Origin of the sequence: Ruegeria sp. THAF33 (assembly GCF_009363615.1) — a bacterium.
Taxonomy (GTDB): Bacteria; Pseudomonadota; Alphaproteobacteria; order Rhodobacterales; family Rhodobacteraceae; genus Ruegeria.
This window is the reverse complement of the sequence record NZ_CP045385.1, coordinates 572,831-596,582: the sequence shown is the minus strand read 5'-3', so window position 1 is coordinate 596,582 and position 23,752 is coordinate 572,831. Positions and strand designations below refer to the sequence as shown.

The window sequence follows — 23,752 nt, the reverse complement described above, 5'->3', positions numbered from 1 at the left end:
GGTTGGGTTGACAGGACTGCAAAGGCAAGTCCCGCCACGGGTCTCAGCGCCGCTGTTCCAACGTGTTTTCAACTACATTCCATTGCGCGGAATGACATGCGCTTTCTCTTCCTCAAAGATCAGCTCGTCTCCCGACCAAGCCTTCAGGCGCGAGATCAAATGAAACTCGGTGGCCGTTGCCCGTTGTTCGGAATAGGTCCAGATCCTGTTTTTCAGCGTCAGATGTTTCAGCTGATTGGGTTGCAGCAGTACATCGCATGAGCACCCGTGGTTTTTTGAAACCATTTACGTCAGTCGACCAACTTCGCTGTCCTGCATCGGGCATGCAAAAAAGCAGCGTTTCGGCAGTGCAGGGTGGCATATGGCGCTCCGATATAGGGGCGAGCGGAGGAGCTCTTGGCCGATTGAAAGCAGACTGGGAAATCTCCGTAAAACGCCTTGTGAACCAGGGCCGCGATGTTTCACCAAATGTGTTGGCCGAGGCGCCTAAGACAAGAAAGAAAAAGCAACGGTGAAAACGTCCTGTCCGCACGGCGCTGGCAACGGATTGTCACATCGCCGCGCACCGGACATAAGCGTGCTGTCGGGTTGAAAAACCCCGCGCAGCAGGCTGGCAATTATTCGATGATTGAAGGTCCGGGCTGGCGGTTGGTGTCGTTTCGCTCTATCGCCTAACCGGAACATACCCATCGAAACAGGAGACAGCAGTTGTGACCATTACTCGGATCGAGACCGGCAAACGCATGAGCCGCATCGTCAAACATAACGGAAGCGCCTATCTGTGCGGTCAGGTTTCCGATGCTGCAACCGTTGCGGATCAAACCCGTGACATCCTTGCCAAGATCGAGGACCTTCTGGCCAAGGCCGGCAGCGACAAGACGCGCATCCTACAATGTGTGATCTGGCTGTCGGACATGGCCGACTTTGCCGAAATGAACGCGGTCTGGGATGCCTGGGTGCCAGAGGGCCACGCCCCGGCCCGTGCCTGTGGCGAGGCGAAACTGGCTCGTGATGTTCTGAAGGTCGAAATGATCGTTACCGCAGCCTGCGATTGATCCGCGCGGCCTCGCGCCGTGTGCTAATTTCAGGTACGGGCGGGTTTGGGCCTGGGAAACAAGACGCCCTGTCCGCGTTCCTACTGTACCTGAGAATGCACCTTTACCAGAGTTTCCAGAAACAGCTTGGCCACGCGTGTTGGCGCAGGTTGTTTTCTGGCCACGGCCGCGAAACGGGTTCTGTATTTGATCTCTTTGGGCAGGACCTGTTTCATAAGCCCCTGTTCGACGAATTCCTGCGCCAGATGATCGGGAAGAAACCCAAGGTAGCGACCTGACAGTATTAGAATGACAAGGGCTTGTTCGTTCTGCACTTTGGCCGCACGTCGAAACCCCAGTTGTTGACCAACGATGAGATTTGGTGAGTTCACATTCAGGCCGGCATAGTTGAACTTGCGAAGAACACTCAGTTTCAATTCTGGATCCGACCGGTCAAACAGGGGGTGTTCCTGCCCACAGTACAAGAACATGTTTTCCCCATAGAGCGGTGTGTAATCCAGGCTTGCCGATGGTCGGTGCAAAGCGATGATGCCAACATCCAGATGCCCGGTGATGACCATTGTCTCAATCACGTTTGGGGGTTCCAGCGACAGCTCGATGTGAACCGCCGGTGCGGCCTCATTGAACTTGTGAATGGTGCGGGCAAGTTGGGCTTCGGGGTTGGTTGTACATTGATCGAACAAAGCCACGCGAATACTGCCGGCCAGTTGTTGTTTGACTTCGTTGACCTCGGTTCTGAACTGCGCCACGGAAATAAGCAGGTCTTCTGCCGCCGCCAGCACCTTCTCGCCGTCTTCCGTCAGTGAAAACCCTGACGGCCCCCGGTTGCACAGCTTCAGGCCAAGCCTCAGTTCCAGATCAGACAAGTGTTTCGAGATCGTCGATTTTCCGATGTTCAGCTCGATCTCGGCGGCCGTGATACCACCACTTTCCGCGACGGTTTTGAACACGCGCAGCAGACGGATGTCCGTGTCGCCGATCCGGGTATCAAGTTTGTTCTGACTCATATCGTATGTTTGAGATTAATGAAACCTTTCGCGCAAATATTAACAACGACGAAACCATTTTGGCAAGTTAGCTTCGTGTCGCCGAGGTAGAATCGGACTGGCCTATTTCTCCCCAGGTCAGCGCGCACCTCGAAACACGACAAATGGGAGGAAATCCATGTCATTTATCAAAAAGCTTGGCACTTTCAGCGCAGCCGTTTCCGTTGCCGCACTGATGGTTGCAGGCACGGCCGAGGCGAAGAATTTCAAGATCGCTGTCGGCGACAGCGCGGGCAGCGCTCAAGAGGCGCTGGGGCTCGCTTTCGTAAAAGCGCTTGAAGAAAAATCAGGCGGTGAGCACACCGCGACGCTGTTCCTGAACGGTCAGCTCGGTTCCGAGCAGGACACCGTGAACGAGGCCGCCATCGGCACGCTGGACATGTCACTGCTGGCAATCAACAACATCACGCCATTCTCGCCGTCGGTCGGCGTTTTCACTCTGCCCTATGTCATTCTCAGCTTGGAAGATGCCGAAAAATTGACCCAGGGTCCAATCGGTCAGGAACTGATAGAAAACACCATCCGTGATGCCGGCGTCCGCATCATCGGCTGGACGTATACCGGTTTCCGCCGTCTGACGAACTCGAAGAAGCCGGTCAAATCGGTTGCGGATTTGCAGGACCTGATCATTCGCGTTCCCAAAAACGAAATCATGATCGAAACCTACAAGGCATGGGGCATCAACCCGACCCCGATGGCCTGGTCGGAAACCTTCACCGGCCTGCAGACCAAAGTGGTTGACGGTCAGGACAACCCTTACCTGACGATCAATGCGATGAAGTTCTACGAGGTTCAGGACCACGTCACCAACCTGCGTTACATCTTCTCGATCGAACCGCTGATCATCTCGGAAGCCGTGTTCCAGGACCTGTCCGAAGAGGAACAGCAAATGATCCTGGAAGCAGGGCAGGAAGCCACTCAGGTCTCGGCCCAGTTCCTGCGGGACTCGGAAGCAGCCATCAAGGAAGAGCTGACGGCCAAGGGGATGGAAATTATCGACCCCGAGAACGACGAAGCCGAGTTCATTCAACTGGCGACCGAAGCTGTATGGCCGCAATTCTACGAGTCCATTGGTGGTGTCGAGAAACTGAATGCAGTTCTCGAAGCCATCGGCCGCGAGCCGGTCCAGCAATAATCGTCGCACGGCGATACCGGGAAGAGCGCTGCGGCGCTCTTCTCATTTCAGGGAGGAGTGAAACCACATGTTCTGGAAATTTCTGGACAACATAGAAAGTGTCATCTGCCGGATCCTCTTATCCGGCTTCGTCTGCCTTTTGTTCGTGCAGATCATCGCGCGCGAAGTCTTCGGCTTTTCGATCAGCTGGATCGAGGAGCTTTCGGTCTACATGTTCGTCTGGTTCGTCTATTTCGGCGCAAGTTACGCCGCTCTGAAAGGTGCGCATAACCGCGTGACATTCCAGTTCAAGTTCCTGCCCGATGGCTCGATCAAATACATCGAAGCCTTCGCCGATCTCTTCTGGCTCTTCTTCAATGTCTACTTCCTGTATCTGGCGACGGATTTTGTCTTCAACAAGATGAACAAGTTCTGGAAGTCCCAGACCCTGGGTATCGAGATGAAGTACATCTACATGGTGCTGCCCATCGCGTTTGCGCTGATGACCGTCCGCATCATTCAGGTGAATTACCGCCGCCTTATCAAGGGCGAGGATATTCACGATCCTGATCAGATCGACCTCGACGAAATCAAAGCTGCGACTGAAGCAGCAAAGAAATCCTAAGGGCAGGGGGATAAACCATGGAATCCGAAATCGTCACAATCCTGTTTGGGTCTTTCCTGTTTCTGCTACTCATTGGCGCGCCGATCACGGTGGCGCTGGGTGTGGCGTCGCTGGTCTCATTCCTTTACCTGGACGAGAACCCGATCAAATTCGTGCAGATCGCCTTTACCTCGGTGGGTGCTTTCCCCCTGATGGCGTTGCCTGCCTTCATTCTTGCCGGGGCCCTGATGGAGGCCGCCGGTATCTCGAAACGTCTGATCAATGTTGCTGAAAGCCTGGCCGGTCCTTTCACCGGCGGTATTTCGGCTGCGACGGTCATGGCATGTCTGTTCTTCGGCGCCATTTCGGGCTCGGGCCCGGCAACAACCGCGGCCGTTGGGATGCTGATGATCCCTGCGATGATCGACCGCGGCTATGAGCGCGGCTATGCCTCGGCGATCACTGCGTCCTCTGGCGGCCTTGGGATTATCATTCCTCCCTCTATCCCGATGGTGATCTTCGGCATTGCCGCGCTCGGTATGGCGCCGCCGCCGGAAGCGGTGGAAAAGTTCGGTTCCTTCCAGTCGGTTTCGATCTCGAAACTGTTCATCGCCGGATTCGTCCCTGCCTTCCTGATCGCCACCAGCCTGCTGATCCTGAACTTCTTCATGTCGAAAAAGCGCGGCTACAAGGGCGTTTCCGAAGGTTGGTCGATCCGTCACGTGGGCTGCGAAATGTATCGTGGGTTCTGGTCGCTGATGGCGCCGCTGGTGATCCTGGGCGGTATCTACACCGGCTTCTTCACCCCGACCGAGGCGGCAATCGTGGCAATCTTCTACACCCTGTTCGTGGGCGTGGTTATCTACCGCGAACTGACCTGGCAGTCGCTGTTCCAGTCGCTCGAGGCCACCACCTGGCTGACTGGGCGTGTTCTGCTGATCCTGTTCACCGCGACGGTGTTTGGCCGACTGCTGGTGGAAAACCAGATCCCGGCGATCATCGCGGATTCGATGCTCAGCTTCACGGACAACCTCTATGTCATCTGGACGCTGATCATCTTCTTCCTGCTGTTCGTCGGCATGTTCATGGAGACGCTGGCCACCATCCTGATCCTGGTTCCGGTGATGCTGCCGGTGGCCTATTCGGTGGGTATCGACCCGATCCATTTTGGCGTGGTGATGGTCTGCACGCTGGGTATCGGTTTCCAGACGCCGCCGCTGGGCGAAAACCTGTTCATCGCGTCAGGTATCTCGAACATCACGATCGAACAGATCTCATTGCGTGCGCTGCCCTTTGCGGCCGCCAACACGATCGCGATCTTCATCATCGCCTTCTTCCCTGAACTGTCGCTGTGGTTGCCGCGGCTGTTTGGCTACTGACCTGAAAGGATGACGACATGAAACAACTGGTCACCAACATCCTCTTTGCCACTGATCTGTCCGAAAACTCGGGTCATGCCATGCGCCATGCCGCCAGCATCGCGCAGGCCACGGGGGCTGAAATTCACGTGCTGCATGTGAATGAACCGCTGTCGGACGATGCCAAGATCACGATGGAGATCTTCATCCTGAATGAAGAGACTCGCAAAACCGCCGCTGCGCGCCGTCACGAGATGGTGCGCAAGGTTCTGGCCGAACGGCAAGCCAAGTTCTGGGCTCAGTTCGATGGTGACGATGAGAGAATTCGCGATCAGGTCACTTCGGTCGAGGTCACAGATGGCCACCCGGCCGAAGTGATCCTGCGCCGCTCGGTCGAACTGGGCTGTGATCTGATCGTGCTGGGCGCGCATGATCACGGCTTTTCGCATACGTTTCTGGGCACCGTCGCAAAGCGTGTTTTGCGGCGCTCCAAGATCCCGACACTGATTGTCCCGAACCCGGACGAAACGTAACAACCCTACTGACAAGGACGTACAAAATGAGCAAAACCCTGACCGCGCAGGACCTGGCGGACACGTTCGACGCGTTCAACCGCCACGACATCGACGGCGTGATGACCCACTTCGCCGACGACTGCGTGTTCTACACCGTGGCCGGTGACGAGAAATACGGCAACAAGATTGAAGGAGCAGAGGCTATCGCCGCCGCGTTTTCAGGCGTCTGGGCAGGCATGAAGGACGCCCATTGGGATCACCACGGCCACTTTGTCCACGGTGATCGCGCCGTATCGGAATGGACGTTTTCGGGAACCGATGCAGACGGCATGCGGATCGAAGCGGAAGGTGCGGATCTGTTCACTCTGCGTGACGGGAAAATCGTCGTAAAACAGGCGCTTCGCAAAACGCGCCCCATGTTCAAGGCCTGATCCGCCGCACTGCGCGCAGCTTCGGAGAAAAACAAGAATGGTGGACAAAAGCATCCCGCGTCATTGGCCCAAGGCCAGCTATGACCCGAAATATGACCCCATCATCGATGCGGGTCCTGGTCACAATCGCGACCACGCGCCCACATACTGGATCGGAACGGCCGGTACGCCCCCGGCCGATGATGGTCCGGTGTCCAGCGATATGGATGCCGATGTGGTGGTGATCGGGTCGGGTTATACCGGCCTGTCCACCGCCATTCACCTTGCCAAGGAACACGGAATCCAGGCGGTTGTTCTTGAAGCGAATACCGTGGCCTGGGGATGCTCGACGCGCAATGGCGGGCAGGCCCAGATCTCATCCGGGCGGCTGAAACGGTCGCAATGGATTCAGCGCTGGGGCACGGATGTGGCCAAGGGCATGCATGCCGAAGTCACTGAAGCTTTCGAGTTGTTCAACGATCTCATCGCCTCGGATGACATCGACTGCGAACCGCAGCCGGGTGGCCATTACTATATCGCGCATCGTGAAAAGGTCATGCCGTCGCTCAAGAAAGAGTGCAAGCTGCTGAACGACGTGTTCGGCTACGGCTCGCGTATCATTTCCCGGGACGAACTGCGTGAAAACCACGTGCGCGACATGGAAGCCGTAGGCGCGATGTGGGAGCCGGACGGAACGTGTATCCACGCCGGCAAGCTGGCTTTTGGCTATGTCAACATGGCGCGCAGGCTGGGTGTGAAAATCCATACCGGCAGCCCGGTCATGGGGTGGCAAACCAAGGACAGAGTGCATCATCTGCGTACGCCGGGCGGTATTGTGCGCGCGAAATCGGTGGCCTTGGCAACGGCCGGTTATACACCCCCGGGGCTCAACAACCGCACCAGGCACCGCTTGATGCCGATCCTGTCAAATTCGATGGTGACACGGCCTCTGACCCGGGCCGAGTTGGACGAATGCGGTATTCAGACCAGATCCCCCCTGACCGACACGCGCACGCTGCGCCACTATTACCGCCTGTTGCCGGACAATCGGATGCAGATCGGCAGCCGCAGCGCCGTAACAGGGCGTGATGCCGAGAACGGCAAACATCTGGACTTGCTGAAAAAGGGACTTGCCCGCAAGTTCCCGGCGCTCGAGGATATCAACCTCGACTACTCCTGGTGGGGCTGGGTTGATGTCAGCCACGACATGATGCCGCGCATTTTTCGGCCCGATCCAGATCAGAACGTGTTCTATGCCATGGGCTACGGCGGCAATGGCGTCATGTACTCGGCCCAGGCCGGACGACGCATGGCGCAGTTGGTTGCCGGCCAGAAGGACAAGGCGTTTGAACTGCCGATCTTCACCTCCCCATTGCCGAGCCATGGCATCCTGACGCCTTTCCGCCGACTGGGACAGCGTATGGCGTATGTCGGCTACTACCTCAAAGACGAAATACTGTAACTCACAGGGGCTTCGGCGCCCTGAAAAGACAAGGAAGCACTCAGATGAAGATGACGACGGAAGAGGCGTTTGTTAAGGTTTTGCAGATGCACGGGATTGAGCATGCGTTCGGGATCATTGGATCCGCGATGATGCCGATCTCGGACTTGTTCCCGAAGGCCGGGATCATGTTCTGGGACTGTGCGCATGAAGGCAGCGCCGGGATGATGGCGGATGGCTACACCCGCGCGACCGGCAAGATGTCGATGATGATCGCGCAGAACGGCCCCGGCATCACCAATTTCGTGACCGCCGTAAAAACTGCCTATTGGAACCACACGCCGCTGCTGCTGGTCACGCCGCAGGCGGCGAACAAGACCATCGGTCAGGGCGGTTTCCAGGAAGTCGAGCAGATGAAGCTGTTCGAGGACATGGTCGCCTATCAGGAAGAGGTCCGCGACCCGACCCGCGTCACCGAGGTTCTGAACCGCGTGATCATGAAAGCCAAGCGCGCCAGCGCCCCGGCCCAGATCAACATCCCGCGTGACATGTGGACCCAGGTGGTTGATGTTGATCTGCCCGCCATCGTCGATTTCGAACGCCCTGCGGGCGGCGAAACCGCCGTAGCGCAGGCGGCCGAGCTGCTGTCGACCGCCAAAAACCCGGTGATCCTGAACGGTGCGGGCGTGGTTCTGTCCAAGGGCGGGATCGAGGCCTCGAAGGCGCTGGCCGAGCGTCTGGATGCGCCGGTCTGCGTCGGCTACCAGCACAACGATGCCTTCCCCGGCAGCCACCCTCTGTTTGCCGGCCCGCTGGGCTACAACGGCTCGAAAGCCGGTATGGAACTGATCAGCGAAGCCGATGTTGTTCTGTGCCTCGGTACCCGTCTGAACCCGTTCTCGACCCTGCCGGGCTATGGCATGGAATACTGGCCGGCCGAAGCCAAGATCATTCAGGTCGACATCAACCCCGACCGGATCGGCCTGACCAAGAAGGTCACCGTGGGCATCGTGGGTGACGCGGCCAAAGTGGCGACCGGCATCCTGAACCAGCTGAGCGATACCGCGGGCGACGAGGGCCGCGACGCGCGCAAGGCGAAGATCGCCGAGAAGAAGTCCCGCTGGGCCCAGCAGCTGAGCAGCATGGACCACGAGGATGATGATCCGGGCACCACCTGGAACCAGCGCGCCCGCGCGGCCAAGCCCGACTGGATGAGCCCCCGCATGGCCTGGCGCGCCATTCAGGCGGCGCTGCCGAAAGAGGCGATCATCAGCTCGGACATCGGCAACAACTGCGCCATCGGCAACGCCTATCCGTCCTTCGAGGCGGGCCGCAAATACCTGGCGCCGGGCCTGTTCGGGCCCTGTGGCTATGGCCTGCCGGCCATCGTCGGCGCCAAGATCGGCTGCCCGGACGTGCCGGTCGTGGGCTTTGCCGGTGACGGCGCCTTCGGCATCGCGGTGAACGAACTGACCGCGATCGGCCGCGAGGAATGGCCTGCCGTGACCCAGATCGTCTTCCGCAACTATCAGTGGGGCGCGGAAAAGCGCAACTCGACCCTGTGGTTCGATGACAACTTCGTCGGCACCGAACTGGATACCAAAGTGTCTTACGCCGGTATCGCGCAGGCCTGTGGTCTGAAGGGCGTCGTGGCCCGCACCCAGGACGAGCTGACCGCAGCCCTGAACCAGGCGATCGAGGACCAGAAGAACGGCATCACCACGCTGATCGAGGCCCTGATCAACCAGGAACTCGGCGAACCCTTCCGCCGCGACGCAATGAAAAAACCCGTCGCCGTCGCAGGAATCTCGGCAGACGACATGAAAGCTCAGGCCGAACTGTAATCTGATCCTGCCTCCACCCGGGCCGAATACGGTGCGGGTGGGGGCAGGCTTTGCCCAAAAGGCAGCTCAAATATTGCAAAGGAAGTAAGATGCAGGCGTTGAGTGCATCCAACTCGCCGTGGCTTCGGGCACGGTCTTTCGTTCGTTTGAACGGGCACGGTTTCCTTGTTTCCGTGGTTGTTGCCGTCGCAGCGAAGTTCTTGTCCGAACATTATGGTGCCCCGGCGATGCTGATGGCCCTATTGCTGGGCATCGCGTTCCATTTCCTGGCCGAAGACGATGCCGGTGACTGCAAGGCCGGAATCGAATTTACCGCACGAACGGTTCTGCGTTTTGGCGTTGCGCTGCTTGGGGCGCGTATTTCCGTTGAATTGATGATGAGCCTTGGCGCTGATCTGATTGCCGTTGTGATTGCCGGTGTGATCCTCACGATCCTGTTCGGGCTTCTTGGCGCGCGTCTTTTGGGCCGTGGTTGGCGCTTTGGGGTGCTGACGGGGGGATCGGTTGCGATCTGCGGTGCATCGGCCGCGATGGCCTTGTCGGCCATTCTGCCCAAAAACGAGCATTCGGAGCGGAACCTGGTTTTCACGGTACTGTCGGTTACTGTTCTGTCGACAATCGCGATGATCGCCTACCCGATCCTCACCGAAGCTTTCGATTTCAACGACGAGGTTTCAGGGGTCTTCCTGGGCGGAACGATCCATGATGTCGCGCAGGTTGTCGGGGCCGGGTTCTCGGTTTCGGACCAAACCGGTGAGGTGGCGACTTTGGTCAAGCTGATCCGTGTCGCAATGCTGGCCCCGGTGGTGCTGGTCATCTCGTTTCTAGTCCGGCGCCACGCGGAGTTCAGCGAGGAAGACGGCAAGCGCCCACCCATTTTGCCGATGTTTGTCGTTGGCTTTCTGATGTTTGCCGTCCTGAATTCAATGGGCCTGATCCCCGAAGTGGTCTCGTCGGCCATGGCCGATCTCAGCCGGTGGGCGCTGCTGGTGTCGATTGCGGCAGTGGGCATGAAAACGTCGCTCAAGCGGATTCTGGATGTGGGCGGGCAGGCCATCGTCCTGATCGTGGCCGAGACGATCTTCATCGCTGCTCTGGTTTTGGCGGGTGTCTACCTGTTTCATTAGAGGATGGCGGAAATCCAAGACCAGCACGTGACCGACCATTGGCCGGTCACGTCATCTCGCACTACATGACCAGCAGGAGGGTATGACCTCATGACGACACAGGTAATCAATCTTTTCGATGAGCCCGAAACGCGCAGCGAAAGGCGTTTGGCCGATCTTCCCGATCGCGTTGTCGAGGGTGATCCGCATCACAAGATTGGAATGCACTTCACCAGCCCGGATGGGCAATTGTCTGCCGGGACCTGGACGTCTACGCCGGGCAAATGGCACGCGTTCACGGACAAGGACGAATATTGCTATATCGTCAAAGGCCATTGCGCCCTGATCCACGAAGACGGGACCCGTCAGGATTTTCGCACCGGGGCGAGCTTTTTGATCCCCAATGGCTTTCGCGGCTATTGGGAAGTCGTGGAAGAAACGACCAAGCACTTCGTGATCCGAGATTGCGCGCCGGACGCATGATCCGATCCGTGAATGAACCTGAGGCGGCGTGAACCGGTATACCTCAGGCGTGTCATTGGCTTTTCAGCGACGGGTCTGGTCAAAGCTGATCGTCAGTTTTTCCGCCGTGGGTATTGACTGGCAGGTCAGGATTTCTCCGGCTTTGATGTCTTTGTCTTCCAGCGCCATGCGCGCCCGCATATGAACTGTGCCGTTGGTCAGTTTGGCCCGGCACGCGCCGCAAACTCCGGATTGGCAGGAATAGGGTGGCTTGAGCCCCGCTGACTGCGCTGCGTGAAGAATGGTCTGTCCCTTGGAGACCGAAATGAGGTGTCGGGTGCCTTCCAGCGTCAGTTCAGCGGTTGCGTCTTCCCCGTCAATCCCTGTGTCCAGATCCGGCGCAGCACCATAGCTTTCCATGTGGATGCGGTTCTGGGGAACATCAATGGACATCAAGGCCGATTTGACGGCCTGGTTCATATCGCCCGGACCACAGACATAGTACCGCGCGTCCTGGGCGTAAGGTGGATACTCGGCGATCAACGCTTCGATGGCGGCCTTGTCGATTGTACCTTGCCGCCAGTACTCGGCGCTGGACCACCAGCCGGGTTTCGAAAAGACATGGTTGATTGTAAAACGTTCGGGATGCGCTTGCTGAAGCACGCTCAGTTCGTGCTGCAACAGGATGCTCTTGGCGTTTGTGTTGCCGTACACCAGATGCGCGACTGAATGGAGCTCGGCTGTCAAAACCGAGTTCAGCATTGCAAAGAGCGGAGTAATGCCAGAGCCCGCGCCAAAAAAGTAATGGGTGCGCCGCGCCGTTTCGTCGGGGTCCAGGCAGAAACTGCCAAATGGCGGCATGACGTCAATGGTTTGCCCTTCCTGAACAGTGTCGTTGATGAAGTTGCTGACACGGCCACCCTTGACCCGTTTGACGGTGATGCGAAGCGGGTCCCCGGAGTAAGGCGAACTGGAGATCGAATAGCTTCGACGGTGCTCTTCGCCATCAATATTGAAACGAACGGACACGTGTTGGCCCGGCCTCCAGGCGAATATGTCCATCAGGTGGTCAGGGACATCGAACATAACGGTCTTTGCCACGCCATCCGGCTCGACTCTGGTCCCGCAAACGCGCAATGGGAAAAAATCACGCGAGTTCATTTCCCTTCCCCCAACCATTGCAGAACAACTTTCTGGTGCTCGATGACGGGACTTTCACCGTTTGCCGCCGGACCTGCTTCAAAATACGGAGAATGCAGGGATTTCTGCTGTTGCTCGCACGCATAGATGTCTTCGCCGGTAAAGTCACCGGCAACCATCGGGTCATCTTCGCCCATCGCGTCATTGGCTTCGTATTTCCCAGCTATTCCAAACTTGGACCAGAAAGAGGACGACTTCATCGACTGTTTGGTGAATTCCCATTCCGAGCTGTTGGACACCCGCCCGCGGTTGTGAACTCGTGTCAGTTCCGGGCCAAGGGGTTCGACAATGAAGATATTCCAGCCGTCTTCCGAAGCGGCCAGACCAATCCCCGGGAACAGCATCGGCACCCAGGCGCCGTTCATGTCTTTGGGGATGACGCGCGGGGCGGTCAGTTTGCTGTCCTGATCTTCAAGAAACTCCGCCACGGGCGGCTCCCAAAACATGTAATGAGGTCCTTCCCAGTGGAATTCGGCGGATTTGTGGTCATACATCTGCAGCGTATTCGAATGCAGATGGCTCAGGTGGTAAACGTCGATGTAATTTTCGACGACAACCTTCCAGTTGGCCTTTATCTCATAGCTGGTGTTCAGGTCTTCGTACTCGATCAGCTCTTCCGGGACGTGCGGGCCGATATGGGGTTCGACGGGGCCGAACCATTCGGCGATGGAAGGCGCGTCGGGGTCTGGATGGACGAAAATCATCGATTTCCAGATGTCGACCTTGGCGGGTTTCAGGCCAAGACAGGACTTGTCGACCTTGCCAAATTCCTCGTGCTCATCCGGCACCGAAATCAGATTGCCTTCAAGATCGTAGGTCCAATCGTGATAAGGACAGGTCAATGCTTTTTGCGTTTTGCCAACCGCGCGGATCAATTGGGTACCGCGATGGCGGCAGATGTTATGGAAGGCGCGCAGGCGACGATCGCGCCCCATGATCACGAATATGTTGTTGAGTCCGGCCTGCACGGCGATGAACTGGCCGGGTTCACTGACATCCTCCATAAAACCGGCGTAGCGCCAGGTTTTGGAGAAGATCTCGCGCATTTCCCGGTCGAACCAATCCTGGCTCGTGTAAGCTTCGACCGGCAAAAGGTGCAGCATGGGTTTCATTTGAGCCTCTTGTGAAGGAATTTTCAAAACGTTTGGGGGAGAAAGTCGATGGCGATCATCGACAGGCCTAATGCGACCCAGGCGAGTTGGATCAGCCAAAACAGGATGGGGTCCTCATCCCGGGTTACGTCGGTCAAAAGCAAAGCGTGACCGGAATAGAAATTCGGGATTGTCCAGAACATGAAAAGAAGCCCCCACAACGTCTGATAGCCAAGTACCGTCGTCACCATCAGCGCCGCGAAGGTGATGTAGTTCAGCTGTCGCTTGCGTGTCATGGTTCTTGCTCCAGGCCATTGAACAGCGCACGCGCGGCCTGTTCGGCCTGAGTTTTCCAGACATTCGGCATATCCAGAGGGGCCAAAGACGTCGCGTTGAAATAAAGCGCCACAATGCCATGAGCGGCGGTATTGACCTTTGCGGCATCCACATTCGGGAAATCCGCGCGCAGTATCGCAGCAATCGTAGTTTCAAAGGCAAGCAGAGCCTCTCGACAAGCCAGGCGAAGCGAAGCATCCTCGACCGCCCGCGCGGTGAGTGCTGCGAAGGCAAGAACCATATCCGGTGACGTCTGGTTCATGTCCGAGAACAGAAGATCGATCAGATGTCTTGATTTTCTCGACGCCGGCAAGCCTGCAACGAGTGCGTCAGACTGTTCCGAAAAACTTTTCAGAACATAGTCTTGCAGGGTCGTAATCAATTCATCCCGATTGCCCAGGTGATGCCGGATCAGAGGCCGTGTCAGGCCCGCCTCCTTGGCTATTTGCGAAAGCGATGCGCCATCAAGGCCATATCTCGCAACACATCTGACCAGGGCCTGCATAATCTGTTCATAACGTTCATCACGATTTGAGGGGCGCCCGATCATGTTATTTCCAGTATTTCAGCTTCAGGTCTGCGGTTGCACCGGTGCCGACGGCGACAGCGGCATCCGCGAATTCCGGCGGTAGACCGCTCCGATCCATGCCGCCAAAGGCGTACCCTTCGGTTGGGACATCCTTCTCGGTATCCAGGTTGCTGTTGCTGTTCTCGTCGTGAATCGCGGCAATCGTATAGGTGCCAAGCGGGAGATTGTGAAAGGTGACCGAGGCCTGGCCTTTGACAGCAGGAATGGAAGCCAAGGCCGCCGCGTTTGCCACGTCCATGGCCTTAAAAGATTTTGAGTCATCGAACACGGCAATGATCAAATCACCATCTGCATTGCGCACGTCCTGCACCGTTGCAGTGAGAGTTTGTGCTGTTGCCCCGAGGGTTGAAGCTAGTGTCATCACAGATGCGACGACCAGTTTGCTAATCGGCATGATATTTCCTTTACTGTCAACATTGACAGTAAATAGGAAGAGTGCAATTAACTGTCAATAGTGACAATTATTCACCCGATTTCCCTGAGCGTGTTTTTTTGCATTGAACCAAGCACGACGTATCGGCCCAACGCCGACAAGGATCGGAGAAAAGGGATAAAAATATCCTAAGGCGGCTTTCCAAAGCTACTCGGGCAAGACTTGCCTCATGTAGAGATGACGCATGACCATTGGCGTCAGGTACATCGGAATTTGATACGCCCCGATGAAGGCCATGATGGGTGCGGTGACCTCGGGCGGCAAAGCAACGAAGAATATCGCGATGTTTCTGTTTCCCGCGATCAAAGAGACAGCGGTTGCTCTGGCTGCCGGCAGACGTCCTCGGGTCATCCGGAACGAAATGAATTGTGCTCCGAAATTGGCCAGACAGGCGAGCGCGATCCAGAAGGCCGCGACGGCCGGGCTTTTCAGCGCTGTGGTGCTGACAGAAGGCATCAGGCCGATGACAAAAACGGCCAAGGTGATTGTGCCCAACCCTTCCAGATTCACCAATGTGGAGCGTGATGGTGAACGCAACCAGACGCACCGGACAACAATGGCGGCGCCGGTTGTGCAGAGTATCGTCAACAGCAGTTGCAACCCGGCCAGCAGAACAGAGTGAATGCCGCCCAGCTCAGGCATGAGCAGGAACACCGGAAACGCTGTCAATGGCAGCAGGGCGGTCCCAACCACCATCATTCGCATCGCGTGTTCAGGTGGGTAGCCCATCATCAAACACATGTTGGGACTGCCGGAAATCGAGGGCGCAGCCGCCATGATGAGCAGGGACAGAAGCACCGGCGTTCCGGTCCATCCCCCGACAAATCCAATGGCCAGAATGATCAGCGGCATCACGAATTGAAACCCGATGACGGTGAACGCGACCTTGTGCAGATCGCTCAACGATCCAAGAATGGTTTCGGGGTCTATTCTCAGGACGGTGACGAACAGCAACAACACGACCAGGGGCGGCAGCAGGCCTCGCATGGGCTCGGCCAAACCCGGCAATAGAAGACCCGCCGCCAATCCGGCGACCAGAACACGGGGCCCGTGACGGGCCGCCAGATGGAGCAGGTTCAAGGCCGTTTTACCCGCCCGGGCTCTGACGCAAATTCTCGGGCAGCCAGGTGGCGAGGTCCGGGAACCAGATGAGGATGAAGACCATCAGCACCATGATCAGGAACATCGGTATCGCTGCGCGTGCGATATAGCTCATCTCATGGTTGGTCATGCCCTGCATCACGAACAGGTTGAATCCGATCGGTGGTGTGATCTGCGCCATTTCAACGACGACCACGATGAAGATGCCGAACCAGATCAGGTCAATGCCAGCGTCGCGGATCATTGGTTCCACCACGGCCATGGTCAAAACGACGGAAGAAATCCCGTCAAGAAAACAGCCCAGAATGATGTAGAACACCAGCAGGACCATAAGCAGTTCGAAACGGGTCAGTTCCCAACCTGCAATCAGATCGGCCAGCCCGCGCGGCAGGCCGGTGAAGCCCATGGACAGCGACAGAAACGCAGCGCCGGCAAGGATCAGGGCGATCATCGCGCTGGTTCGTGTGGCGCCCATCAAGCTTTCAGTGAATGTCTTCCAGTTCAACGACCCCTGGCCTGCCGCCAGCAGCAGGCCGCCGATCACCCCGAAAGCCGCAGCTTCGGTCGCAGTGGCATAGCCCAGATACATTGAGCCGATGACGACCGTGATCAGAAGGATCACAGGCAACAAAAAGCGGGAGTTTCTGACTTTCTCGGAAAAGCTCAGCTTGCCCTCGACATCCGGGGTCCAATCTTTGCCCAACTTGGAATAGATCGCGACATACCCCATGAACATCGCTGCCAGCACCAAACCGGGAAGGATGCCGGCAAAGAACAGCTTGGTGATCGATTCATTGATCGTCACCCCGTAGACGATCAGGGTTAGGGACGGCGGGATCATCAGCCCCAGAGTGGCCGCGCCGGTCAGAGTACCGATGATCATCCGTTCGGGGTAGTTGCGCTTGCGCAGTTCGGGGATCGACATCTTTCCGACGGTGGTCAGCGTTGCGGCCGACGAACCTGAGACTGCCGCGAAAACGGTACAGCCCACGATATTGGTATGCACCAAACCGCCGGGCAGGGGGGCCATCCAAGGGGACAGCCCTTTGAACATGTCTTCGGACAATCGCGTGCGGTACAGGATTTCGCCCATCCAGATGAACATGGGCAAGGCGGTCAGGGTCCACGATGACGACGCGGACCAGATCGTCGTGATCATCACGTCGCCCACGGGGCGGGTGGTGAACAGCTCCATCCCGACCCAAGCGACCCCCATGAGGGCTAGGCCGACCCAGACACCGGTCCCGAGAAGGGTGAACAGAACAAAAAGGAAAAGGATGATGACAGACAGGTTTTCCATGCGTCTATTCTCCGTGGCTCTGGTCGGCCAGATCGCGGACAATGCGATGGTCACCTTTGAACAGGACGTGGATCAGGTGATCCGTCAGCGCGACGGCCAGGATCACGGCTCCGATCAGCATCGCGGATTGCGGAATCCACAGCGCGGTTCTGTCCTGACCCTGGCTGATGTCGTTGAACTTCCAGCTCCAATAGACGAAGCGATAGGCATACCAGCAGAAATACCACATGACGGCTGTGCCGATGGTGAAACACCAGATTTCAAGAACACGCCGCACGCTGTCCGGTACCGCGTTCAGAAGGATCGAAACCCGAATGTGGCTGCCCCGGTTCAACGCATTGGCAAAGGCGAGAAAAGATGCCGCCGCCATTGCATAGCCGGCATAGTCGGGCGCTCCGGGAAAGACCTCACCGGTCCAGCGGGCCAGCATCTGCACGACGATCAGCAAAAGAATGGCAATCAGGCTGACCGCCGCCATTACCCCCGCTGCAAGATAGATAAAGTCCAGAACGGACCGAAGCCCCCGCAATACCGCCATGGCGTCCCCGCTTTGTTATGATTGGATGGAAAACAGGCGACGCAATGCAACGCCGCCTGCCTCGAACGGTTACTGAGAGGCGTTGAACGCGTCGACGATGGCTTTGCCTTCGTCTCCGGCGGCTTCCAGCCATTCATTGGTCATGGTCACACCAATCTCTTTCAGCTCATTCGTCATCTGCTCGGATGCCGGACCGACGGTCATGCCACCATCACGCAGACCTTGCAGAGTAAAGCCGGTATATTCCTTGGCGCGCCAGTTGCCCGCGTATTCCGCCAGCCCTGCGCAGGCCTTGATGACGTTCTTGTTGGCGTCGGACACGCCCGACCAGACATCAGAATTCACCATCACGTAGTTGCGCGGCAACCAGGCATCGACTTCGTAGAAATAGTTCAGGCTTTCCCAGACCTTGCGGTCATACCCGGTCGATCCCGAAGACACCATCGACTCGGCGACACCCGTCGCAAAAGCCTGACTGATTTCTGCCGCTTCGATCGTTACCGGCAACATGCCCGTCAGCTCGGCCAGTCGCGAAGTCGCGTTGTTGTACGAACGGAACTTGATGCCCTTCATGTCGGCGACCGAGTTCACCTCATTCTTGAAATACAGCCCCTGCGGTGGCCACGGTACAGCATAAAGCAGCGTCAGGTTCTGCTCTGCCAATACTTTTTCGATAGATGGCTTGGCAGCCTCCCAAAGCTTGGCGCTGTCGTCGAACGAGGTCGCAAGGAACGGGATCGAATCGAAACCGAACAACGCGTTCTCATTCTGGTGGCCGGACAGAAGGCGTTCGCCGATCGGGGCTTGCCCGGTCTGGATTGCGCGTTTGATATCGGCACCTTTGAACAGCGAGCCGGATGGATGCGTAACGATTTCGATCTCACCGCCGGTTCCGGTCGTTACACATTTGGCGAATTCCGCACCGGTGGCCGAATGGAAGTTCGACGCCGAATAGGCCATCGGCATGTCCCATTTTTCGGCCATGGCCGGTGCTGCCGCGGCAGCAGTCAAAGCGGTTGCCGCCAGAAGGTTTGTCATTGTTTTCATCGTTTTCTCCCTATCGAGTCTTGAAATACCGATGTTTTTCGTCGGTCTGTTCTTATGGTGCGAAGCGCGACGGCGCATAAACGCTTACGTCGGTGTTCGGGGTTCTGCCCGCAATCATCTGCGCCAAAAGCCGCCCGGTCTTTGGCCCACCTGTCAGGCCGATGTGATGATGCCCAAAGCCCATATAGGCCCCCTTGAGTCCGGGCGCGTCGCCTATGATCGGGATCGAGTCAGCCGGGGCCGGCCTGTGCCCCATCCATTCCACTTCCTCCTTCCATGTTATGCCCGGAAACGCGGCCCGGGCATTCTTTCGCATCAGTTCAAACGGCGCGCGCGAGGGCGGTGCGTCCAGCCCACCGAACTCCACGATACCCGCCAAGCGTATGCGCCCATCCATGGGCGTGGCAACAAACTTGCCCGAAGCAACCATGACCGGGCTGCGGGGCATGGCAGAAGGTGCCACCAATTCAAGATGATAACCGCGCTCGCTTTCAAGAGGAACAGAAACCCCCAGTCGCTTTGCCAGCGGCCCCGACCAGACGCCAGCCGTGACAATGGCGGTGTCGCAAGCGATGGTCTCACCATCCGCGCGCACACCGGTAACACGGCCGCTCTCGCGGGTGACATCTTCGACATTGGCGCGGATGATCCGGCCGCCGCCGGCCTCGACATGGGCGGCCAGATCTTTCACGTACCGCCCGGGATCGGTGATATGACCGTGGTTTGACAGCTTGGCGGCGAAACCGATATCCGGGCTGAACACGGGGTCATAGTCGTGAAACGCCTTGCCCTCCAGTTCTTGCCAGTCAAAGCCGTTCTTCCGTCTTATTCCCCAGCCCAACGCATCTTGTTCAAAATGGGCCCGGTTCTCGTAGAGAAACAGATAGTCGCTGGGCACGATCCACTTTTCAGCACGCGTGCCCGCCGCCAAAGCCTTGTGATCATTCAGGCTGTCGCCGACGATCGGCGTCAGCGCCGCCGCGATCCGTTCAACGTCTGCCACGTTCGCGTGGCTCAGATATTGCCGGAGCCATGGGAGCAGCTTCGGCAGATACCCCCATTTCAAAAACAGCGGCTGCGACGAGCTCAGCAACATTTTGGGCGCTTTGCCAAGCAGTCCGGGAACCGTCACAGGTATGATGGAACAGGATGCCAGCACACCGCCATTGCCATGAGACGTGCCTTCACCCGGTCCGGCCTTGTCGAACAGGATCACGTCGTGCCCGTCCCGTTGCAGCCAGACCGCGGCCGACACGCCGACGATACCGGCGCCGATGATGGCTATGGTTTTCTTGTCGCTCATTCTGAAGCCGCCCTGGCCACTGCGTAATGGTTCAGTTTGGCCACCTCGGGCCTGCCGCCAAGCCCGGGGGTTTCGGGCACGCAGACCTGACCGTTCCGGATCCGGAAGGGTTCTTCCAGAATGTCCTCTTTCAGAAAATAGGACGCCTGATAAAACTCGCAGCCCAATGTGATCTCGGGTGTCGCGGCAATCAGATGGGTGCCCGCAAGATGGGCCAGGCCGGCCTCGAACATGTCCCCGCCATACGCCGTCAGGCCGTGCGCCGCCGCGATGCGGGCGACCGTTTGCCCGCGGGTCAGTCCGCCAGACTTCATTATTTTCACCGAGACACCATCGCAAGTGCTTTCACGCGCGGCGCGTTCCATATCTTCGGGACCAAAGACGCTTTCATCGGCGAGAAGGGGAACATCGGTCATATGCCGTAGCTTCGCCATCATGCCGAAATGGTGGGCGCGAACCGGCTGTTCGATGAAATCAGGATTGAACCGGGCCACGTCCCGCACCCGCGTCGGAGCCTCCTCGATGCTCAGCCCCTGATTATAGTCCACGCGGACCGAGAATTCAGGGCAGTTCTGCGCAAGGTACTCCAACCGCATGATGTCAAAGGCGTGATCCTTGAACCCGGTCTTGAGTTTGACAATCCGCACGCCGTCCTCTCGCAACCGCGCCAACAGGTCTATGTCCTGAGAAAAGTCCGGGTTGGCGATGGAACAGCTGAGCGGAATGGTGCTGCGGCAACGACCGCCCAGCAATGACCAGACAGGGATGTCGCTGATACGGCCGGCCAGATCCAGCAGCGCGGTTTCCAGCGCGGCCTTGGCCTCGGTGCAATGCGCCACGGCACAGGTCGCGCGCGCCATGATGGCTGACCGGTCGCCCACGCGGGCGCCAAGAACAAGGGGGCGTAGATATCGATCCAGTGCCGCAAATGTCGCTTCCGGGGTGCCGGTGAACACCGACCAGGGTGACGCTTCGCCAAATCCCTGTGTGCCATCCTCGGATGTCAGTCGCAGTATGACGACTTCGCAGGCGCCTTCGATGGATCCTATACCGTGATCCCGGCGGGACGTGACCGGAAGCTTCAGGTGCCAAAGGTCGTAACCGATGATGTTTTGTGACAGATCGTTCATTCCGCCCCCTGTGGTTGAGCGGAAGCCTGCCTTGACGGGCATATCATTTCAAATACTATATCTTCGACAGTTCATCAGAAAAAATGATGCGGTAATCCATGTCCCTGCGCTTTCGCCAGCTTCAAGCGTTTCACGCCATCATGGAAACCGGAACCGTAACCGGTGCGGCGTCGGTACTTGGGATATCCCAGCCTGGTATCAGCAATCTGTTGGCTCAGTTGGAACGCGAAGCACGACTGCCTCTGTTCGAGCGCAACAAGGGCCGTTTGCTGCCCACCCCGGAAGCCGAGCTGCTGTTCCGCGAAGTCGACACGGTCGTGCGCGGGCTGGATCACGTGGCGCAGGCCGTGACAGATTTGCAGAACAAACATCCCGGTCAATTGCAGGTTGCGGCACCGCATCTTCTGTCATTTGGTTTCATGCCGCGCGAGATCGCTCGTTTTGCCAAAAGCCGCCCCAACCTGTCCGTCAGTTTCCAGTCGCAGTATTCATCCAAGATTCAGGAATGGGTGATTTCAGGCCTGTTTGAAATCGGCATCGTCGAGATGCCGATCCTGCACGACACTCTGAATTATCAGGTGTTTCAATTCGAAACGCTTGCGACTTTTCCAGAAAATAGCCACTTGGCGGATTATGACGTTCTGACACCGGAATTACTGGAAAACGAGCCCTTCATCGTGATGGGCCCGGAACATCAAACCCACCGTCGAACCCGAGACATCTTTCAGGCATCCGGGCGCACGTGGCGGACACAGATTCACACGCACCTGTCCGAGAACCTGCTGAGTTTTGTGAAACAGGGCATGGGGGTTGCGATGATCGATCCCTTTACCGTGACGTTCGATGGTGAGAGCGGGTACAAGACCCGCCCGTTCAGGCCATCCGTCATGCTGGATCTTGCAATCATCACCGCAAAGGGGCGCCCCCTGTCCACGATTGCGCAAGAATTCCTGGCCCAGCTGACCCCGTCGATTGCCTCTTACGCAACCCATTCCGACACAGGTGCAGCGGCCTCGTGAAGCTGCTGCGAATGGATGTCGACCAATGTGGGGCCATCATGTTCGAGGGCCTGTTTCAGCACCTTCGGCAAGTCCTCAGGGTCTTTGACCGTCCATGATTTCACTCCGAAGGCGGCTGCGACGGCGGCGTGGTCGGTCCGGTTGAAATCAACGTTGTAATAGCGTTGATCAAACCCAGCATCCTGACCCGCCTTGATCCATCCGAAGACCGAGTTCGAGAAAACGATCGAGGTTATCGGCATTTTGTGCCGCACCATCGTTTCAAATTCACCGCAGGTGAACCCAAACGAACCATCGCCCATGACGGCCAGGGTCTTGACCGAGGGCCGGCCAACATGTGCACCCATGGCCGCCCCCAGAGAATAGCCCAGTGCTCCATGTGCGCGATTTGTGATGAAATGCCGCCCGGGTTGCCGCCAACGGTAATGCGCGCTGAAATAGGGGCAGGGGGTGCCGGGGTCAGCGACCACAATCGCATCGTCGTCCAGAATGTCCATCAGGGACGCCATGACAGCCTCTGGCCGGATCGGCATTTCCCGACTTGCAGCCAAGGGGGCAAACGCCGCCGCCTTGGCCTCCCACGCGGCGCGGGCCTTGGTTGCTCCGTCTTGTCCGTTCAGGTCTTGCCGGTCCTCCAGCGCTCGGGCCAATGCCTCAAGCGCGAGGCGGGCGTCAGCGCAGATCGCCACTTCGGTCTGATAGTTTGCGCCGATCACCATGGGGTCGCTGTCGATGTGAATGATCGTGGCGTTGCGTCCGGGGCTTCTCCACCGTTCGGTCGTGACCGAACCGGCGCGGCACCCGATGAACAGGACGACATCAGCCTGATCCACCACGGCACGGGTCGCGGGGATCCCGCCGTTCGATCCGACGACACCCAGGGCCAAAGGATCGGTTTCGGCGATGGACCCTTGGCCTGAAACGGTTGTGGCGACGGCCATGTCCAACAGACCAGCGACACGGCGCAACGCATCGGTCGCGCCGGACAGAACCGGGCCGCCGCCACAGACCGCGACGGCGGATGTGGCCCGGGCAAGAATGGCTGCGGCTGCTTCGATGGCATCCGGATCGGGGGCAGCCCGTTCGGCGGGAAAGCTGCGATGCCGGTCATCGGCCCAGATTTCCGCCTCGTCCACCTGTGCCTTCTGCGTATCAAACGGCAGTGCCAGATGGGTCGCGCCGGGTGTTCCCGTTGTCATCGCCCTGAACGCCGCACGAACCATGGCCGGAAGCCGGGCGGCATCATCCAGAGACGCGTTCCACTTCGTCAGCGGGCGGAACAACGCTGGCTGATCCAGTTCTGTCAAAGGGTATTTCCCGCGGCTGGTCGTCGCCACATCAGAGGTGATCGCCAGGATTGGAACCGAACTTTCATTGGCCTCGACCACACCCGGCAGAATGTAGGTCGCGCCACCGCCGGAAGGGCCTTCGCAAACGCCGGGCCTGCCTGTCACGCGTGCATAGCCATCCGCCATGTAGGCGGCGTGCCGTTCGTCGCGGGTCAGAATGTGCTGAATGCCGTGATCCATTCGGGCGAGTGCGTCATAGAACGGCAAGGTGGTATCGCCGCACAGGCCGAACATATGGGTGACGCCATGCGCCTCGAGCATACGCACCATCGCCTCGGCTCCGGTCAGGTAATTCGTCCCTGTCATGGTTCGCGATTCCATTGCGCTGAAATTGTACACATAGCTGTATACAGGTTTGCAT

At 58.0% G+C, this 23,752-nt stretch carries 25 protein-coding genes; 11 read left to right on the top strand and 14 right to left on the bottom strand.

Features of this window, described 5'->3' with window-relative positions:
- Positions 1–72: 72 nt before the first annotated feature.
- Positions 73–285 (bottom strand): hypothetical protein, encoded by a 213-nt coding sequence (locus tag FIU92_RS19915; RefSeq protein WP_152460454.1) that lies wholly within the window; start codon positions 283–285, stop codon positions 73–75.
- A gap of 425 nt (positions 286–710) precedes the next feature.
- Here FIU92_RS19915 and FIU92_RS19910 point away from each other — a divergent pair, with 425 nt between their 5' ends.
- On the top strand, positions 711–1,055 hold the full coding sequence (locus tag FIU92_RS19910; protein WP_152460453.1) for a RidA family protein: 345 nt from the start codon (positions 711–713) through the stop codon (positions 1,053–1,055).
- An 80-nt stretch (positions 1,056–1,135) separates the two neighbouring features.
- On the opposite strand, the gene FIU92_RS19905 is transcribed toward FIU92_RS19910, so the two are convergent.
- Positions 1,136–2,062, bottom strand: a complete 927-nt coding sequence (locus FIU92_RS19905) for a LysR family transcriptional regulator (RefSeq protein ID WP_152460452.1) — start codon at positions 2,060–2,062, stop codon at positions 1,136–1,138.
- 157 nt (positions 2,063–2,219) lie between these two features.
- Between FIU92_RS19905 and FIU92_RS19900 the strand changes: the two genes are divergently transcribed.
- The 9 genes from FIU92_RS19900 to FIU92_RS19860 all read left to right on the top strand — a co-directional run bounded on the left by FIU92_RS19900 (position 2,220) and on the right by FIU92_RS19860 (position 10,976).
- Positions 2,220–3,236 (top strand): TRAP transporter substrate-binding protein, encoded by a 1,017-nt coding sequence (locus tag FIU92_RS19900; protein ID WP_152460451.1) that lies wholly within the window; start codon positions 2,220–2,222, stop codon positions 3,234–3,236.
- A gap of 67 nt (positions 3,237–3,303) precedes the next feature.
- A complete protein-coding gene (locus FIU92_RS19895) occupies positions 3,304–3,840 on the top strand; it encodes a TRAP transporter small permease (RefSeq protein WP_152460450.1) in 537 nt (178 codons plus the stop codon).
- Positions 3,841–3,857: 17 nt separating this feature from the next.
- Complete coding sequence (locus FIU92_RS19890; RefSeq protein WP_152460449.1) at positions 3,858–5,198, top strand: TRAP transporter large permease; 1,341 nt, start codon at positions 3,858–3,860, stop codon at positions 5,196–5,198.
- Positions 5,199–5,215: 17 nt separating this feature from the next.
- On the top strand, positions 5,216–5,710 hold the full coding sequence (locus tag FIU92_RS19885) for a universal stress protein (protein WP_152460448.1): 495 nt from the start codon (positions 5,216–5,218) through the stop codon (positions 5,708–5,710).
- 26 nt (positions 5,711–5,736) lie between these two features.
- Positions 5,737–6,123, top strand: a complete 387-nt coding sequence (locus FIU92_RS19880; RefSeq protein ID WP_152460447.1) for a nuclear transport factor 2 family protein — start codon at positions 5,737–5,739, stop codon at positions 6,121–6,123.
- A gap of 37 nt (positions 6,124–6,160) precedes the next feature.
- Positions 6,161–7,564 (top strand): FAD-binding oxidoreductase, encoded by a 1,404-nt coding sequence (locus FIU92_RS19875; protein ID WP_152460446.1) that lies wholly within the window; start codon positions 6,161–6,163, stop codon positions 7,562–7,564.
- A 44-nt stretch (positions 7,565–7,608) separates the two neighbouring features.
- A complete protein-coding gene (gene xsc, locus FIU92_RS19870; protein WP_152460445.1) occupies positions 7,609–9,387 on the top strand; it encodes a sulfoacetaldehyde acetyltransferase in 1,779 nt (592 codons plus the stop codon).
- A gap of 89 nt (positions 9,388–9,476) precedes the next feature.
- Positions 9,477–10,514, top strand: a complete 1,038-nt coding sequence (locus FIU92_RS19865) for a YeiH family protein (RefSeq protein ID WP_152460444.1) — start codon at positions 9,477–9,479, stop codon at positions 10,512–10,514.
- A 90-nt stretch (positions 10,515–10,604) separates the two neighbouring features.
- Positions 10,605–10,976 carry a cupin domain-containing protein gene (locus FIU92_RS19860; RefSeq protein WP_152460443.1) on the top strand — a complete coding sequence of 124 codons (372 nt, stop codon included), beginning with the start codon at positions 10,605–10,607 and terminating at the stop codon, positions 10,974–10,976.
- Between the two features lie 63 nt (positions 10,977–11,039).
- Here the strand turns inward: FIU92_RS19860 and FIU92_RS19855 are convergent, their stop codons facing one another.
- From FIU92_RS19855 to FIU92_RS19805, 11 genes are all read right to left on the bottom strand, one after another.
- Positions 11,040–12,116 carry a 2Fe-2S iron-sulfur cluster-binding protein gene (locus tag FIU92_RS19855; RefSeq protein ID WP_216646598.1) on the bottom strand — a complete coding sequence of 359 codons (1,077 nt, stop codon included), beginning with the start codon at positions 12,114–12,116 and terminating at the stop codon, positions 11,040–11,042.
- Entirely contained in the window at positions 12,113–13,258 is a 1,146-nt protein-coding gene (locus FIU92_RS19850) for an aromatic ring-hydroxylating dioxygenase subunit alpha (RefSeq protein WP_254705387.1), read from the bottom strand. Before FIU92_RS19850 ends, FIU92_RS19855 begins: the two co-directional genes overlap by 4 nt.
- Before the next feature lie 32 nt (positions 13,259–13,290).
- Positions 13,291–13,542, bottom strand: coding sequence for a hypothetical protein (locus FIU92_RS19845; protein ID WP_152460440.1), 252 nt, complete (start codon positions 13,540–13,542; stop codon positions 13,291–13,293).
- Positions 13,539–14,132 carry a TetR/AcrR family transcriptional regulator gene (locus FIU92_RS19840; protein ID WP_152460439.1) on the bottom strand — a complete coding sequence of 198 codons (594 nt, stop codon included), beginning with the start codon at positions 14,130–14,132 and terminating at the stop codon, positions 13,539–13,541. The genes FIU92_RS19845 and FIU92_RS19840 overlap by 4 nt, the downstream gene beginning before the upstream one ends.
- 1 nt (position 14,133) lies before the next feature.
- Positions 14,134–14,565, bottom strand: coding sequence for a DUF2141 domain-containing protein (locus FIU92_RS19835; RefSeq protein ID WP_152460438.1), 432 nt, complete (start codon positions 14,563–14,565; stop codon positions 14,134–14,136).
- A 186-nt stretch (positions 14,566–14,751) separates the two neighbouring features.
- Positions 14,752–15,684 (bottom strand): hypothetical protein, encoded by a 933-nt coding sequence (locus FIU92_RS19830; protein WP_152460437.1) that lies wholly within the window; start codon positions 15,682–15,684, stop codon positions 14,752–14,754.
- A gap of 7 nt (positions 15,685–15,691) precedes the next feature.
- Positions 15,692–17,005, bottom strand: a complete 1,314-nt coding sequence (locus tag FIU92_RS19825; protein ID WP_152460436.1) for a TRAP transporter large permease — start codon at positions 17,003–17,005, stop codon at positions 15,692–15,694.
- Positions 17,006–17,009: 4 nt separating this feature from the next.
- Positions 17,010–17,543 (bottom strand): TRAP transporter small permease, encoded by a 534-nt coding sequence (locus FIU92_RS19820; RefSeq protein ID WP_152460435.1) that lies wholly within the window; start codon positions 17,541–17,543, stop codon positions 17,010–17,012.
- Positions 17,544–17,612: 69 nt separating this feature from the next.
- Positions 17,613–18,590: a TRAP transporter substrate-binding protein gene (locus tag FIU92_RS19815; RefSeq protein WP_152460434.1), complete on the bottom strand. Its 978-nt coding sequence runs from the start codon at positions 18,588–18,590 to the stop codon at positions 17,613–17,615.
- A 52-nt stretch (positions 18,591–18,642) separates the two neighbouring features.
- The gene (locus tag FIU92_RS19810) at positions 18,643–19,893 is read right to left on the bottom strand and encodes an FAD-binding oxidoreductase (RefSeq protein ID WP_152460433.1); all 1,251 of its coding nucleotides are present in this window, start codon (positions 19,891–19,893) and stop codon (positions 18,643–18,645) included.
- Entirely contained in the window at positions 19,890–21,023 is a 1,134-nt protein-coding gene (locus FIU92_RS19805; protein WP_152460432.1) for an enolase C-terminal domain-like protein, read from the bottom strand. Before FIU92_RS19805 ends, FIU92_RS19810 begins: the two co-directional genes overlap by 4 nt.
- A 98-nt stretch (positions 21,024–21,121) precedes the next feature.
- Between FIU92_RS19805 and FIU92_RS19800 the strand changes: the two genes are divergently transcribed.
- Positions 21,122–22,042 (top strand): LysR family transcriptional regulator, encoded by a 921-nt coding sequence (locus tag FIU92_RS19800; RefSeq protein ID WP_152460431.1) that lies wholly within the window; start codon positions 21,122–21,124, stop codon positions 22,040–22,042.
- Here the strand turns inward: FIU92_RS19800 and FIU92_RS19795 are convergent.
- A complete protein-coding gene (locus tag FIU92_RS19795) occupies positions 22,003–23,697 on the bottom strand; it encodes a thiamine pyrophosphate-binding protein (protein ID WP_152460430.1) in 1,695 nt (564 codons plus the stop codon). The genes FIU92_RS19800 and FIU92_RS19795 overlap by 40 nt on opposite strands.
- Between the last annotated feature and the right edge of the window lie 55 nt (positions 23,698–23,752).